Origin of the sequence: Salegentibacter sp. UBA1130, from assembly GCF_002311535.1 — a bacterium.
GTDB classification, from domain to species: domain Bacteria; phylum Bacteroidota; class Bacteroidia; order Flavobacteriales; family Flavobacteriaceae; genus Salegentibacter; species Salegentibacter agarivorans.
The window spans coordinates 11,525-26,273 of sequence record NZ_DCAP01000011.1; the positions used below are offsets into that span (position 1 = coordinate 11,525).

Consider the following 14,749-nt stretch of genomic DNA (forward strand, 5'->3'; position numbering starts at 1 on the left):
TTATCCTACTGCCAATTTCTGACTTTCTTTTAAAATATAAGAAGGCATTTCTTCATGAAGTTTCCATTTAACGTTCATTGGTTTAGCGCCTTTCGATTTCACGAAATCTGCTTCACCTAAAAAGGTATAAGACATTGTAAACCCATATTCATCCACGTTCTGTTCTCTAACAAATAAGAGTATTTTTTTTCCTTTATCCCGGTGCTTAATATAGGACTCGCCTTTTGGAGAATCTGGAGCAGTACTGTTTTGCGATTGCCAGTGGAATAATCTCTTATTCAATGCATAATCTTCATACATTGTGGTAGGGGAATATTCTTTTTCAGTTTTTTTAAGTGTTACAAAGAGCGCTTCTATATTCAAATCTTTATTTTGAGCTACTCCTTCCCGGTTTGATGATTTCTTCTTAAAGCTACTCAAACCTAATGCTACTAAAATTTCTTCTCTATTATATCTACTATGAAGTTTTAAAGGGAAATCGAATTCCAAATCTATATCTTTTTCTACAAATTCAATTTTTTCAATTTGGTATTCTATGAACTCCTGCATTTCACGAAGCATATTTTTATTTTTCAGAAGAGAACGAATACTTTCTCTAACATTTGAGAAGCCTAAATTGGTACCAGTTTCTTTCCAAACGTCGTAATGAAACATTAGAAGCATAACCTCTTCCTCTTTGTTTAACAAATCAAGATTTATATTTTCCGAAATCAATTTTTTAATGAATTTCAAGTAAGTAAGAGAATTGGCGTGAATAAGCTTTCTTTGCAGGCAAGCAGTTAATTCTTTCTCTTGAGGTTCATTAAAATCTGGAATTACTTTAGCATCTGCACATAATCTTTTCCAACTTCCTTTTTTATAGACCTGTCGGATATCTAAGTGGTGAAACTCTAAAAAATTATGTAACGTAAGCGGGAGTGTCGAGTGATGTTTGAATCTTTGAATTTTCTGAAGAAGTTGAGGTCTTCTAAATTCAGTAGCCTCCCTAATATTTCGCAGAATTACTTCTTTAGCTTTTTTCTCTAGTACAATTGAGCATCCTAATGGAAGATGTGGAAATTCATCCTCGATCTCTGTGATTATAGATGTATGAGTTTTACCAACAAGCGCTCTAAACTTATGCTCAAAATCATACTCTGGCCTAGCATTTCCTACAAAATCAAGTACCGTTAAGCAATCTTTATCTTCAGCTAAGCGTAATCCACGCCCTAGCTGTTGTAAGAAAATTGTCAAACTCTCAGTTGGCCTTAAGAAAAGAACTGTATCAATATTTGGGATATCAACACCTTCGTTGAATATATCGACCACAAATAGATAATTAATTTCTTTTTTAATGAGTTTGTTTCTAACCAAATCTCTTGAGCCGCTATTTCCGCTAACGAGATAATCTGCTTTTAAACCAGAAAGAACAAATTTCTCAGCCATATATTTGGCGTGTTCCTGACTTACACAAAACCCAAGAGCTTGAACATCATTAATGTCGGTTAAATATTCTTCACAATTCTTTATAATGTCAGCTAATCGCCGATCATTTTCAGTATAAAGTTTAGTAAGCTCCTTTACTTCGTATTTACCTCGCCATTGAACGCTGGAAAGATCAACGGAATCGGAAAGTGCAAAATACTGGAAAGGACTAAGAAGCTTCCTGTTTAGGGCTTCAGGTAGTCTTATTTCCGCAGCAATTCTATTATGAAAATCTTCTGCTATGTCACCACCATCCATTCTTTCTGGAGTTGCGGTTAGACCTAAGAGAATTTTTGGATTAAATCTTTTTAAAATTGGACGATAGCTGTCAGCTTTAATGTGATGAACCTCATCTATAATTATGTAGTTGAAAAAATCCTCTGCTAAATCTAGCATTTTCAATCTACTGTGCAGTGTTTGAACAGACGCGAATAGCTCATCATACTTTTCTGGTTCATTCCCATCTACCCAAAGTTCACCGAAATTAGCATCGCGTAGAACGTGCTGAAAGGTGGAACGTGCCTGCATCAAAATTTCTTTACGATGCGCAACGAATAAAAATTTTGAGTTTGGATTTTTGTTCTTAAATTTCTTAAAATCAAAAGCAGAAATAACGGTCTTTCCTGTTCCCGTAGCTGCAACTAATAAATTTTTATTTCGATTGTGAATTTCTCTTTCTGCCTGTAATTTAGATAAAATTTCTTCTTGGTAAGAATATGGTTTTAGTTCGAAGAAAGTGGTAATTTGACTTGTATTATATGAACTCTGTCTTTTAAGAGCAGTGCTTAGCTTTTCTCTATGTGTGCCTTTTTTATAAAATTCGAATTCAGGATCTTCCCAATAAGTTTCAAAAGTTTTTTGAAACTTATCTATAATATGACCTATTTCTTGGGTGGTAACTTTAAGGTTCCATTCCAGGCCATTAGTTAAAGCTGAACGAGAAAGATTAGAAGAACCAATATAGCCAGTATGAAAACCTGAATTTCGTAAAAATAAATAAGCTTTTGCGTGCAGCCTTTCGTGTTCTGAATTATAGGAAACTTTTATTTCAGTATTTGCAAGCGATGAGAGGTATTCCACAGCTTTTACATCTGTGGCACCCATATAAGAAGTGGTAATAATCTTTAATTTTTTACCGCTTTTGGTAAATTCTTCTAGTTCCTTGGATATCTCGGATCGATTTGTGCCAGTGATTTCGGTCGGTTAGTGCCAGGCATTTCGGTTCAAATTGTGCCACTTTTGGTTTTAAGTTAAACCTATATCGGTTCGTTTTGTGCCAGTTGTTTCGGTTCGTTTTGTGCCACTTTGAAAGATCAAGTAAATAATACCTTGTCGCTTAAAAACAAGCGATATGGCCAATACACTTGATCCAATGGACTTAAAACAAATTATATCCTTACATCTCGATGGATTTAGCAACCGTAAAATAGGTGCCACCCTTGGGATCTCCCGCAATACGGTAAATACTTATATGCGGTTGTTCAAGGCCAGCGGCCCTTCTCCTAAAGAATTATTGCACCTTGATAATGCTAGCTTAGAGAAGCTTTTTCCTTCACACACTACTATTGACAACCCTCGTTATGAGGAACTGATGTTATATTTTGAGGGGGTCAACAAGGCCCGGAATCATCCAGGGTTTACTTTTTTATACCATTATCAGGAATATGTAGGGCAGGCCAAAGATCCATACGGCTACACCCAGTTTATGGAACACTACCGGCGCAAATATGCCAAGGTTAAAGGTTCGATGAAACTTGAACACGACCCTGGGAATGAAGTCTTTATTGATTATGCCGGCAAAAAGCTCCAAATTATTGATAAGGAAACCGGGGAACTGACCCCGGTAGATGTATTTGTAGCCATCCTTCCTAATAGCCAGTATACTTACGTGGAAGCCTGTAAAAGCCAGAAACGTGAGGACCTGATTACTTGTTGCTGTAATGCCCTGCACTTTTATGGAGGCGTCCCTAAAGCAATTGTCTCCGACAACCTGAAATCAGCGGTTACCCGTGCCAGCAGATATGAGGCTGACATCAACAGGAGTTTTAAAGACTTCGCACGGCATTACGACTGTGTGATCAATCCTGCCCGGGGCTATGCCCCGCAAGATAAAGCGTTGGTGGAGAATGCCGTAAACCTTGCCTACCAGCGGATCTATTATCCCCTTCGGGAAATGAGCTTCTTCTCTTTAGAAGATCTTAACCGGGAGATAAAACGCTTGTTGGAGCGGTACAATGACCTGTTGTTCTCCCGCAAAGAAGCCAGTCGCAGGGAACTCTTCCAATCTGTGGAACGGGAATACTTAAAGCCCTTGCCAGAGACAGTCTATGAACTGAAAGGCTACCGAAGGGCAAAGGTTCAGAAAATAGGCTATGTATACTTCTCCCCGGATAAAAGCTATTACAGCGCACCCTATCGTTACATAGGAAAAGAAACCACCATCCATTATACCAGTTCCGTGGTTGAAGTATATTACTATCATCAGCGGATCGCCCTGCACCAGCGCAACCCCTCAAAAGGCAGTTATAATACCAACAAAGATCATCTAAGCAGTACACATAAATACTATAGCGATTGGAGCCCTGAATTTTTTAAAAAGAAAGCGGCCATACATGGCAAGCACGTGCTGGGCTGTATCGAGAAAATAATCACCGCGGTAGACTATCCGGAAATAGGATACAAACGAGCTATGGGGGTCATCCAGCTCCATAAATCCTATGGCTCCCAGCGATTGGATGATGCCTGTAAAAGAGCTTTGCAAGCAGACGCGGTTACTTACCTGCGCATTAAGAATATCCTGAAAAACAACCTGGACAAAAGCTCTCTGTTTTACCAGGACCTCGAAGAAGATAAACCACACATCCCGGAACACGATAACTTGCGGGGTGCTTCTGCATATCAATAATAAACCATTTAAATCTAATGAATATGAACAACAATCAGACTATTGAAAAACTAAAACAAATGCGCCTGGGGGCTATGGCCCAGTTGCACCTGCAGCACATAAAGGACAACCGCATAGAGAATATCACTGCTGATGAATACCTCGCTCTGCTGATCGATCACCAATGGGAAGACCGGCAGAACCGGAAGATAGAGCGGCTCTTAAAACAGGCCGGCTTTAAACAAGAAGCGAACCTGTCCGATGTGAATTACACCCAGCAACGCAACCTGGACAAGAACATGTTTACCCGTTTAGGCACCCTGGATTTTATCACCAGAAAGGAAAATATTATCCTTACCGGGGCGTCCGGGGTTGGCAAAAGTTACTTGGCCCAGGCTTTAGGGCATCAGGGTTGTATGATGGAATACAAAACCATTTACACCAATACTGCCCGCCTTTTTAAGAAATTAAAACTAAGTAAAGTAGATGGCACTTATCTTAAGGAACTTGGGAAACTCATCAAAGCAGATTTATTAATCCTGGATGACTTTGGTCTGCAGAGCTTTGATAACCACGCCAGGGAAACCCTGATGGATATCATCGATGACCGGTACAACAAAGCTTCCACAATTATATCTTCACAAATACCTGTATCAGCCTGGTATGATATTATTGGGGAAGGAACTATTGCAGACGCTATTTTGGACAGGATCGTAAACTCCTCACATCGGATCGACCTCAAAGGAGAATCACTAAGAAAAGGAGCTTTAAAGAACGAGTAACATTAATTTTTTATATAATTGCAGTATCTTTTAAAGTGGCACTGTTTGACCGAAACAGGTGGCACCATCACTCCGAAATAGCCATTCCTTTTTAAATATTCGAATTCCAGAAAATTTAATAAAAGAAACTAGCCAGCATATTTCATCGGCAGAAAGAATTTCTTTTTTAATTTCACTCTCCAAGGAAATTCCAACATTGTTTCCGGTAAATAGTTCGCTTTGACTTAACCGAGTGTAAGGAGTAATTTCCTTCAGCCTGGCCTTCAAATTTGAATATGGAAAATCTAGTTTAGAAAAAACAGCCTGTAAAATCTTTCCTTCGTTTTCAATTAAATTTTCAGAGAATTCTGCACTGTTGAGCTCTTCTACTAAAAGATTTATAATTTTATTCGATAATTCAATTTGTTTTAAAGGACGGTCTTTATCTTTGATTTCCTCCAACGCAAATTTGATGTTTTCACTCAAATAAGTACTCAAATATTGAGAAGCTTCTTCCTTATCTAAAGGTGTTTCGCTAACGTGGAATTTCTGTAAATCTACATTTTCGAGTTTATTGGAAACTAATTTAGTTATTAGCTGCTCGTAAAGGCCTGTTTCAAAACTCATTTATACTTATTGATATAATAATTAACAATTGGAATATCTGCTTCAGCCCAATCTAAAGATTTTAATTTTTCAATAGGAAACCATTCTACTTGCGAATGTTCTAAAAGCATAATTTTGAAAGTCTGCAAAGAACATCGGAAAGGTATCAATTGAATTTTCTTTGATTCAGGATAGCTATGTTCGTTGGAGGGTAATTGTTCCAAAACTTTAATTTCTACTCCTAATTCTTCTATAATTTCTCGTGTGAGACACTCTTCAAGAGTTTCTTCTTTTACTTTTCCACCAGGAAACTCCCATTTGTTTGGTAAATGCATTTTACTGCTTCTTTGCGCACACAATACTTTACCCTCATGTTCTATAATAGCACAAGCAACTTTTATCATTAAAGGGATTTTATTAGAAACTAATTCAATAAAGAAAATTATAAAGCTCAATTTAACATTTAATTTAGAAACCAAAAAAGGTTTTCCATAAACCGATAAAATTTTATTAACTCAAAATACTCATAACTATCTCTTCTTAAAATCCCGGATTTACCAAAAGAATTCCCCTAACTTTAAAACAAAAAATGTTTCAGCAGCAATTCTTCTTAATATTAATATTCTTGGTTATGAGTAAATTACTTCTTTTCGATTTTAGCGTTACCTCTAACTGGAGTGCCTGGGAAGTAGAAAACGATGTAGTAATGGGGGGAAACTCCACTGCCAGGCTGGAACGCAGTGAGTCTGGCAATGCTATTTTTACTGGCCATGTTTCGTTGGAAAACAACGGTGGTTTTGCTTCGGTGCAGTATCATTTTCCATCTAAAAATATTAAAGGCTATAAAAAAGCGCTGATCTTGCTGAAAGGAGACGGGAAATCTTATCAATTTAGAATGAAGGCCAATTTACAGGATAGAGCTTCTTATATCTACACCTTCAAAACCACGGGAGAATGGCAAACAATTGAAGTTCCGCTAAAGGAAATGGAACCGGTTTTTCGTGGTAGAAAACTTGATCTTCCTAATTTTTCTGCAGAGAGTATTCAGGAAATTCGCTTTTTAATCGGGAATAAAAAAGCAGAAGATTTTAGGCTGGAAATTGATAAAATAGAGTTGGAGTAAGTATCTCGCTGAAAAAGATTTTCCGAATTAATTTATCGTTTTTCAGCGCCAATAAGTCTTAACTATCTTTCTATAAAAAACTAATAATAGGCAGTTTTCCTAATTGCTATGCTTTCACTTATCTTTGAAGTAAAACTACTTACCTATGAAAATTGTTGTTTCCCCGGCCAAAAGCCTGGATTACGAATCTAAATTACCTACTACCCGCGGCACTCAGCCTGCTTTTTTAGAAACCACGGTGAAGCTTAATCGCAAGATGGCGAGAATGACAAAAAATGAGATTTCAAAATTAATGGGAATCAGCGATAAGTTGGCCGATCTTAATTATACCCGCTACCAGGATTTTGAGGAAGAACACAACAAAAAGAATTCCCGCCCGGCGATGTATGCGTTTAACGGAGATGTTTACACCGGCCTGGATGCCTATACCATCCCCACCGATAAACTGGACCGCCTTCAGGATATTTTACGAATCCTTTCGGGACTTTATGGCGTGCTAAAACCGCTGGATCTTATGCAGCCTTATCGGCTAGAGATGGGAACTTCTGTAGGTATTGAGCGTAAGAATAATCTTTATGAAGTTTGGCAATCAAAAGTTACTAAACTCCTGAATGATGAAATGAAGGAAGGCGAACTTTTTATCAACCTGGCCAGCAACGAGTATTTTAAAGCTGTTGACACTAAAAAACTAAAAGCTGACGTGATCTCACCTGTATTTAAAGATTTCAAGAACGGAAAATTAAAGATCATCAGTTTCTTCGCAAAAAAAGCGCGCGGGGCAATGGTACGTTATATTATCGATAAAGACGTAAATACCATGGAAGAGCTAAAAAGTTTTGATTATATGGATTACCGTTTTAGTGAAGAACATACGGAGAAAGAGAACGAACCGGTTTTTATTCGTTAGTTCTTTTCAGTTTTCAGTAAGCAGTCTCAGTGGGCAGTGGTTAGGGTTCTTGAGTTCTCGGTTTTTAAGCAATTCTTGTATTCGTCATCGCGAGTTCGGAACGAGCGTGGCGATCTGTAGTTACAATTCCTAGTCACTTTGAGTTTCCGACGAGAGTCGGAAGTATCGAAAAGTGCTTTGTGTTTAAAAGTTAAGCGAAAAGTTAAAGGTAAGAGAAGAGAGAAAATAATAAAGTTTCAGAAATCAGGATATTTTTTGAAAACTCAAAACCGATAACTCACAACTGACCACTCACAACCGAAAACTGAACAACTTTTACCAATCTCCCAACAAATTATTAACGCTTCCTTGGCAGCTGAAAAAAGATTAGCGATCTAATTTCGTAATCGTATAGGAATGTTTTATTTCCGTGACGCACAACCTAAATCTGCCAATTTTGAAACAACAATACACTAAATTAATCCTGCTTTTTTCTGGGATTATTCTTTTAATTTTTACTGCCTGTAATAATAATGCACAGGAACCGAAGAAAAAAGTTCCACCAACGCAATTAGATACTATTTCAATGGAACCACCGGTTTTTAAAACTACTTACCGGTTAGATTCTATTCAGAATAAAGAACATTTGGATAGTCTTTTTAATGATTTTTCTGAAGAAGATGTAAAGTTGGTCTATACGCTAAACCGAATTGACGCTTATCGCGTTAAACCCGGTGCCAAACTAATAATTCCCGATTCTTTGGTAAAGGATTTGAATGTCTATGCACCTTTTCCGAAACTAATGAAGCCATTAGATTCAATAGAAAAAACCGTGATAATTTCAAAACGAATCCAGGCTTTTGCACTTTACGAAAATGGGAATTTATTGCATTGGGGTCCGGTGAGTACCGGGAAGCAAAGCACAGGCACACCTTCGGGTTTATACTACGGCAATTATAAAGCCAAGCGAAAAATAAGTACCATAGACCAATCCTGGATTATGCCTTATTATTTTAATTTTATGAATTTTGAAGGAATTGGGACACACGAATATACGCTCCCGGGATATCCTGCCAGCCACGGCTGCGTTAGGATGTACCGGGAAGATGCAAAAATGATTTACGATTGGGCCAATATGTGGGAATTAAAAAGTGATGTGATTGTACAAAATGGAACCCCATTTATGGTGATAGGTGAATATGATTATAATGATATTCAACCCTGGTTTAAACTTGCAGAAAACGGGCGAAGTAATGACTTAAACAAGGCTGAGATAGATACGCTAAAAGTTTATGCCCAGCGTTATAAAAACGATCCCTTAAACTTTAAATTTGAAGACTTAAGCGACCAGGATATTGTGCTTTAGATGCTTTTAGATTTTGTATTTTAGTCAGAAATTCGTTTTTATGAAATTAAGATTTTCGATTCCAGTTTTATTTTGTGCATTTTTATTTTGCTTCGGAAGCCTGGTGGCCCAGGAAACTACGGTTATGGTTAGGGCACTGGCAAAAGATGCGAAATTTATAGGAAGTTCTATTGGCGGCGCTAAAATTATTCTTAGAAATGCTGAAACGCGAGAAATCCTGGACCAGGGTTTAACCTCAGGGAGTACAGGAAACACCAAATTAATTTTGCAAACTCCCAAAAAGCGCTACGATAAACTCACCGATGAAACTACAGCGGGATTTGAAGCTAAATTAAATATAAAAGAACCTACGTTCGTAGATGTAGAGGCCCACGCACCGGTTAATAAAAAACAGGCCAAAGTAATTTCTAGCACTCAACTATGGGTTATTCCTGGGAAAGATATTACCGGTGAGGGGGTAGTACTGGAAATCCCGGGATTTGTGGTAGATATATTATCGCCACAAACTCACGAACGCATTAAAGCTTCTAATGGAATTAATCTAAAAGCCAACATTATTATGATGTGTGGTTGCCCCGTTACCGAAGATGGTGTGTGGGATGCCAATCAATATGAAGTAAAAGCGATCATAACTTCAGAAGGAAGTGAAATTAAAGAAGTCAGCTTAAACCCAACCAATAAACCCAGTACCTTTACTGCAAATACAAATTTAGAAAAAGGCTACTATACCATCACGATCTACGCTTTTGATCCCGTGACAGGCAATACCGGTGTAGATAAAACGAATATTATTATTAATTAAGTTCTCGGTTCTGAGTTGGCAGGTGCTATTACTTCGTCAATGCGGGCAAGAAACGAAGCCGGCGATCTTTTGATTGGGTTTCCTTCCGTCCCTTCGAGACGGTAGGAGGAAGTATCGAGAAGAGCAGAACTTCTATGAGTTCTCGATACAGCGTTATTTTCGTTTTTGCTCAAATATCGCCATTCGAACTGACGACCGGACGGAATAAGAGAAAAGAGTCGGGATAAAAGAAGCAAGACCAAAGACTCTGAAATATCCCAAAACTCGCAACAACTACAAACCATAAACACCAAACTTTCAAACCCGCAACCGGTTCAACCGGGAACTGACAACCGAGCCCAGTGAAGAATTATTAGTGGATTCGTGGCGTAACAATAACTCGGAAACAATAAATCAAGTACAGATTACCGTGTCCTGCAATCGCAGTTCTCACAAAGACGGAAACTCAAAACTCCAAACAATAAACTGAAAGCTGCCAACTGCCCACTTAATTTTTACATTCAAAACATTTAATTAAAGCCGGGCTTATTTTTGCACCTTCAGAACCTTTAAGGGGTTTGTTCAGTAATTCTTTTTCAGCGATTATTCGGTGGAATTCTTTGGCGTATGCTACTAAATTTTCACGGCGGGATTTAATCTTTTCAGCAATCTCTTTTCCGTCTAATTCGTAGATTTCCCTGGGCCAAATTTTAAAAGCATCGGCAATAGCTTTATCAGTCATTAATTCCTGTAATTTTTTTGCTTCCGAGGTAAAGATTTCTTCAGGAGTATCAGTAAGGAAATAAACATCGTTAGGATAAACCAATCCCGGCATATAATCTATTTCCTTTTCAAATGGCCGAACTTCCGGTTCAATATTCTCATTCGAAATTATTCCGGGAATAACGCCCTCTAAATTGAAAAAAGCATTATCCCTGTCACCGGCCACGGGAAAGGCTTTAAAAGAATTATTTTCTTCCTGAATTACCCAGCCCCACTGCTTGGCGTGCCTGTCCCAATCGCCAATAAGCATATCAAATAATCGAGCCCTCACCAATGCATTTCTATCTATCGAAACTTTTTCAGGATGTTCATTTTTTAATTCCTGCAGGTTCTTGGTGTCAAGAATTTCAGCTACATGTTTATAACCGGTCCAGTTCTTTTCTCCTTCGGTTTCATATTCTAAAAGGAACAATCTATTGCCGTATTTCTCGTTATATTTTTCGCCTAGAAAATCCTGTTTTGGAACAAAAACCACTTTGGGATGGGTGTGTAAAACATTAGCTTTTTCTGAAAGTGCAGCGGCGAGAATTGCGCCGTATGGGTGCGAGGCCGAAATTGCATCTATCACAATATTTTCCAACCCAAGGCTTCGGGCAAACTGGGGAACGTGGGTAGATGGATCTTTATTTACACTGCGCAGGGAATAAAGAAAACCCTCATTATCCTTTAAACGAAGGGAATGGGTTTGGGTACCACCACCTTCTTTTACGATTTTCATTCCGCCGTAAAGTGTATCGAGAAAAAGTACAGGAACTTTTACGGGAGTGGCCCAGGCTTCGCGGTAATTTTCTCCCTGCATAATATTTTTAAGCGGATTGATTTTATATAAACTGCTTGCAGCGACTGTAACGGAGTCGTGCGCACGGAAATCTATATCTTCAATATCTTTAAAATCTTCTATTGTTGCGGTTTCAAATTCCTTATCGGTACCTAAAACCGAAAAATAAATAAGTCCTATAAAACCAATAAGAAGTATTAAAACCAGCCAAAGCAGCTTTTTCATTTTCTATAATTTATTGCGATTTAAAAATAGCAATAAAAACGAGGATAAGCATTCAAATTTGCTGAGGCTTTAGCGGAATTTCATTTAAAAGATTGTTAAGCTGATTAAGGGAATGGGAAGCGATCAAACCTTTATGAATTTTAATATTTTGATCTTCCGATTCCAGTATAAAACTATTTTTATATTTTCTAATTGCGCTAAGTTTGGTGAGATCTATACTCTTAGGAAAGAGTGAATTTTTAGTAAGGATATTATTATTTATTTGGAGGTAGTGATATTTGTTTTCGTAGTACCAGGTACCAATTTCTAAAAAGCCCAGGATTAACCAGGGATATATAAAAATAGGTGCTGAATCGATTATAAAAGCGATAGTACCAATAATTACCGATACGATGCCGTAAAGCAGTTTATACTTCAGTCTTTTTTGTGGATAATATATGGTCACAACTTAACGTTTAAAATAATATTTGAATAGTGCTAATATCAAGATCAATGCCTATTAAGAGGCACTTTGAAATTAGATAAAAGGAAATTCAAATAAATTATGGTTAAGTTGCGGAAAAATTAGGGGGTAATTTTAATGAAATTAATAAAAAAACCTCATTATTTCAATAATTTTTTAATGTTTTCTTTTAACTCCTTATCTCTTAAATTGACACCGACCACGCGACCGTTGGTATTTATAAGATAATTGGAAGGGGTGCGCTTTATTCCGTAGTTGGTAAAAACCGGACCTTCCCAGCCTTCCAAAGCGCTAAGGTGTTGCCATTTTAAATTGTCTTTTTCTATAGATTTAATCCAATCGGTTTGTGAAGTATCACGGGAAACCGCTACAATTTCGAGTCCGTCTGACTTATATTTTCGATATAATTTTTTTAGCTCGCGGTTTTGCATTTTACTGGGTTCGCAGGTAGAAGCCCAAAATTGTAAAAGGGTTACTTTACCTGTTAAAGCTGAAAATTTTCGTGTTTCCCCAGTGGGTGTAGGTAATTCAAAATCTACATATTTTTCGCCAGGTTGGGGGATGTTGTCATTATTTAAAATACTAAGGATTCGCTTTCCCAAAGCGCTTTCCTGAATTTCTTCAGGAAAAAGATCAAAATAATGAGCCGTAGTTTCCTGTCCCCATTTTCCTGAGACTTCATAAAGCATCCGGGCACTAATCAAGGCGTTGGGATTGTTTTTTATAAATTCTTCCTGGCGTTTTCTAAGTTCGGCTTCACTAATTTTATCATAATCTTCATAAACTGTTTTTATTTCGTCAACTAATTCCTGAGAAATAGAGCCGGTAACTTCGGCATCCTGGAAATCGGTATTGCTTGCATCAAAACGCATAGGTTTGTCCTGCAACCATAATTCTTTGAATTTAGAACGATCTTTAGTATGCAGCATTACCCACATTCTGGGTTCGGAAAGTTTAGTTTCGAATTTAAAGCTATTATTTTGAACTTTTGCGGAATCCAGCGTACCTCCATTTACCAAATCCCGAAAATAAAGCCAGCTGCCATCTTTTATATCATTTGTTTTACCGGTTAAAGAAAAAGAGGATTCCTGAGCCGTACCAGAAAATAGGCCTAATGCAAGCGCCAAAAGGAGAGAGGTTAACCGCATGATTTATTAGGTTTTGGAAATTAATTTAGTGAAAATATCGATTAAAAATTCAAATAAAAATAGGGCATTGAATCTGCCGCGATAGTTTGCTTTAATCGCAGCGGTACAGAAAGAGGTATATTCTATTAAAGTAATTCCTATTATTTAGACTCGGGAAATTTCCACTTCCAAAACTTGAATTTTCCCGTGAGTAGAAACGGAACTCCTAGACCGGTTAAAGCGCCGGCAAAGAAATTTAAATTATAAAATGCAAAGTAGGAGCTCCAAAAGAGCCCTACGAGTATAAGAAAAAGGCCGACTAATCTAGCTGTATTCACAGGGAAAAATTTTAAGGAGCTTAACCAAGAACAATAACTTCTAAAGCCTGGTCTAAAAATACAACCAGCATAAACGCAGTGAAAATAATTCCTACTAATTTTAAAATATTGATTCGATCTTTCATGATTAAGGTTTTTTAGTATTTCGATAGATATTTTTTAGTGATGCTTTCCTGAAGAAATTTCTTATGAATTGAGGAAGCAATATCTTTCGAAAAATCGGTTTTAAATAACTCGATTTTTGTAAAACTAGCGGTAAATATAAGGAAATTCTAAGCTTTTTGCCAAATTTATATTTTTTCCGGAGGATTTTATATGGTTTTTGGTTAAAAAATTAGTAGTAATGTAAGATTAGATTAATTAGTTTTTTTAATGAAGATAAGGTGAAAAAAAGATTAAGGAATATTTGTTAAACCGGGTTATTCCAGCCTTCTAAAGCCGCTTCTATGGTGAAATCCAGGAAGTAGATTGCAATAATTATGAGAGCTATTATTCCCAGGATTTCTAAGAAAGTATAATTATGTTTTCTGTTAGTTTTATTATTTTCCATACCTGCCTTTAGTGATAAGTAGATGAAAATATTAAAATGTTACAGTAAACCTTGAAAAGCTTTGGATTATAGGGTTTATTCCAATTTAAATTCACAATGGCGATGCCACTGTTTTCCATCGTGTTTTAGCAGTGTAAATGATTTCGCGATAAAGGAAGCCTGAAACTCACGTTTTTTAAAATCTGCCCAGGCATCAGGAAATTGTTTGTAATGAAGATCTCGAGAGGCAAGCGTAATATGCGGATGAATTTTAGAAAATTTCTCGTGTTTCTTTAACTGCAAATTTGCTGCGATTACTTTTTGTAATTTGGTGTGAAGAATTTTTATTGGCTCGTGATCTTCAATATTTATAAAAATCACTTTTTGGTTAAACCTGCCAAAATCTTTTAAATCTACCCGTAAGCTTTTTTGATTCTCAGCAAAAATTTCCAGGAAACCAATAAGTATATTTTCTTCTGATTCAGAAAGCTGAAATGGAATTTGAAGGGTAATATGCGCGGGCAGTTTCAACGCATGTTTAGCTTTATATTTTTCAGCAATTTCCTGCTTTAGAGATTTTACTCGCTTACAAATTTCTTCCGGGGGAATTATAGCGAGAAAATATAAAGGCATTT

14 protein-coding genes are annotated in these 14,749 nt (G+C 37.1%); 6 read left to right on the top strand and 8 right to left on the bottom strand.

What is annotated here, in order from left to right; translation table 11 throughout:
• Window positions 1-2,658 (bottom strand): DUF3427 domain-containing protein, encoded by a 2,658-nt coding sequence (locus B4F31_RS03700; protein WP_349675916.1) that lies wholly within the window; start codon window positions 2,656-2,658, stop codon window positions 1-3.
• 157 nt (window positions 2,659-2,815) lie between these two features.
• On the opposite strand from B4F31_RS03700, the gene istA reads away from it, so the two are divergent.
• Window positions 2,816-4,369: an IS21 family transposase gene (gene istA, locus B4F31_RS03705; protein ID WP_286760656.1), complete on the top strand. Its 1,554-nt coding sequence runs from the start codon at window positions 2,816-2,818 to the stop codon at window positions 4,367-4,369.
• 23 nt (window positions 4,370-4,392) lie between these two features.
• Complete coding sequence (istB, locus tag B4F31_RS03710; protein ID WP_286760657.1) at window positions 4,393-5,130, top strand: IS21-like element helper ATPase IstB; 738 nt, start codon at window positions 4,393-4,395, stop codon at window positions 5,128-5,130.
• Window positions 5,131-5,160: 30 nt separating this feature from the next.
• On the opposite strand, the gene B4F31_RS03715 is transcribed toward istB, so the two are convergent.
• Both B4F31_RS03715 and B4F31_RS03720 read right to left on the bottom strand, forming a co-directional pair.
• Window positions 5,161-5,736, bottom strand: coding sequence for a hypothetical protein (locus B4F31_RS03715; RefSeq protein ID WP_286760658.1), 576 nt, complete (start codon window positions 5,734-5,736; stop codon window positions 5,161-5,163).
• A complete protein-coding gene (locus B4F31_RS03720) occupies window positions 5,733-6,119 on the bottom strand; it encodes a (deoxy)nucleoside triphosphate pyrophosphohydrolase (protein ID WP_075328011.1) in 387 nt (128 codons plus the stop codon). The genes B4F31_RS03715 and B4F31_RS03720 overlap by 4 nt, the downstream gene beginning before the upstream one ends.
• 227 nt (window positions 6,120-6,346) lie before the next feature.
• Between B4F31_RS03720 and B4F31_RS03725 the strand changes: the two genes are divergently transcribed.
• The 4 genes from B4F31_RS03725 to B4F31_RS03740 all read left to right on the top strand — a co-directional run bounded on the left by B4F31_RS03725 (window position 6,347) and on the right by B4F31_RS03740 (window position 9,892).
• Window positions 6,347-6,838 carry a CIA30 family protein gene (locus B4F31_RS03725; protein WP_232228857.1) on the top strand — a complete coding sequence of 164 codons (492 nt, stop codon included), beginning with the start codon at window positions 6,347-6,349 and terminating at the stop codon, window positions 6,836-6,838.
• Between the two features lie 145 nt (window positions 6,839-6,983).
• Window positions 6,984-7,745: a peroxide stress protein YaaA gene (gene yaaA, locus B4F31_RS03730; RefSeq protein ID WP_286760659.1), complete on the top strand. Its 762-nt coding sequence runs from the start codon at window positions 6,984-6,986 to the stop codon at window positions 7,743-7,745.
• Between the two features lie 436 nt (window positions 7,746-8,181).
• Complete coding sequence (locus B4F31_RS03735) at window positions 8,182-9,090, top strand: L,D-transpeptidase (protein WP_286760660.1); 909 nt, start codon at window positions 8,182-8,184, stop codon at window positions 9,088-9,090.
• Window positions 9,091-9,130: 40 nt separating this feature from the next.
• Window positions 9,131-9,892 (top strand): hypothetical protein, encoded by a 762-nt coding sequence (locus B4F31_RS03740; RefSeq protein ID WP_093303658.1) that lies wholly within the window; start codon window positions 9,131-9,133, stop codon window positions 9,890-9,892.
• A 487-nt stretch (window positions 9,893-10,379) separates the two neighbouring features.
• Here B4F31_RS03740 and B4F31_RS03745 read toward each other — a convergent pair whose 3' ends face one another.
• The 5 genes from B4F31_RS03745 to B4F31_RS03765 all read right to left on the bottom strand — a co-directional run bounded on the left by B4F31_RS03745 (window position 10,380) and on the right by B4F31_RS03765 (window position 14,747).
• Complete coding sequence (locus B4F31_RS03745) at window positions 10,380-11,657, bottom strand: hypothetical protein (RefSeq protein ID WP_286760661.1); 1,278 nt, start codon at window positions 11,655-11,657, stop codon at window positions 10,380-10,382.
• A gap of 52 nt (window positions 11,658-11,709) precedes the next feature.
• Window positions 11,710-12,102 carry a hypothetical protein gene (locus tag B4F31_RS03750; protein ID WP_075327521.1) on the bottom strand — a complete coding sequence of 131 codons (393 nt, stop codon included), beginning with the start codon at window positions 12,100-12,102 and terminating at the stop codon, window positions 11,710-11,712.
• 158 nt (window positions 12,103-12,260) lie between these two features.
• Entirely contained in the window at window positions 12,261-13,268 is a 1,008-nt protein-coding gene (locus B4F31_RS03755) for a TlpA disulfide reductase family protein (protein ID WP_286760662.1), read from the bottom strand.
• Between the two features lie 726 nt (window positions 13,269-13,994).
• A complete protein-coding gene (locus B4F31_RS03760) occupies window positions 13,995-14,135 on the bottom strand; it encodes a hypothetical protein (RefSeq protein ID WP_156858155.1) in 141 nt (46 codons plus the stop codon).
• Window positions 14,136-14,210: 75 nt separating this feature from the next.
• Window positions 14,211-14,747: a 2'-5' RNA ligase family protein gene (locus B4F31_RS03765; RefSeq protein ID WP_286760663.1), complete on the bottom strand. Its 537-nt coding sequence runs from the start codon at window positions 14,745-14,747 to the stop codon at window positions 14,211-14,213.
• Between the last annotated feature and the right edge of the window lie 2 nt (window positions 14,748-14,749).

Bases quoted from the DNA above. Each gene is read 5' to 3' on its own strand.
- B4F31_RS03720 (WP_075328011.1), bottom strand. From the start codon at position 6,119: ATGATAAAAGTTGCTTGTGCTATTATAGAACATGAGGGTAAAGTATTG.
- istB (WP_286760657.1), top strand. From the start codon at position 4,393: ATGAACAACAATCAGACTATTGAAAAACTAAAACAAATGCGCCTGGGG.
- B4F31_RS03755 (WP_286760662.1), bottom strand. From the start codon at position 13,268: ATGCGGTTAACCTCTCTCCTTTTGGCGCTTGCATTAGGCCTATTTTCT.
- B4F31_RS03760 (WP_156858155.1), bottom strand. From the start codon at position 14,135: ATGGAAAATAATAAAACTAACAGAAAACATAATTATACTTTCTTAGAA.
- B4F31_RS03765 (WP_286760663.1), bottom strand. From the start codon at position 14,747: ATGCCTTTATATTTTCTCGCTATAATTCCCCCGGAAGAAATTTGTAAG.
- B4F31_RS03715 (WP_286760658.1), bottom strand. From the start codon at position 5,736: ATGAGTTTTGAAACAGGCCTTTACGAGCAGCTAATAACTAAATTAGTT.
- istA (WP_286760656.1), top strand. From the start codon at position 2,816: ATGGCCAATACACTTGATCCAATGGACTTAAAACAAATTATATCCTTA.
- B4F31_RS03740 (WP_093303658.1), top strand. From the start codon at position 9,131: ATGAAATTAAGATTTTCGATTCCAGTTTTATTTTGTGCATTTTTATTT.
- B4F31_RS03745 (WP_286760661.1), bottom strand. From the start codon at position 11,657: ATGAAAAAGCTGCTTTGGCTGGTTTTAATACTTCTTATTGGTTTTATA.
- yaaA (WP_286760659.1), top strand. From the start codon at position 6,984: ATGAAAATTGTTGTTTCCCCGGCCAAAAGCCTGGATTACGAATCTAAA.
- B4F31_RS03725 (WP_232228857.1), top strand. From the start codon at position 6,347: ATGAGTAAATTACTTCTTTTCGATTTTAGCGTTACCTCTAACTGGAGT.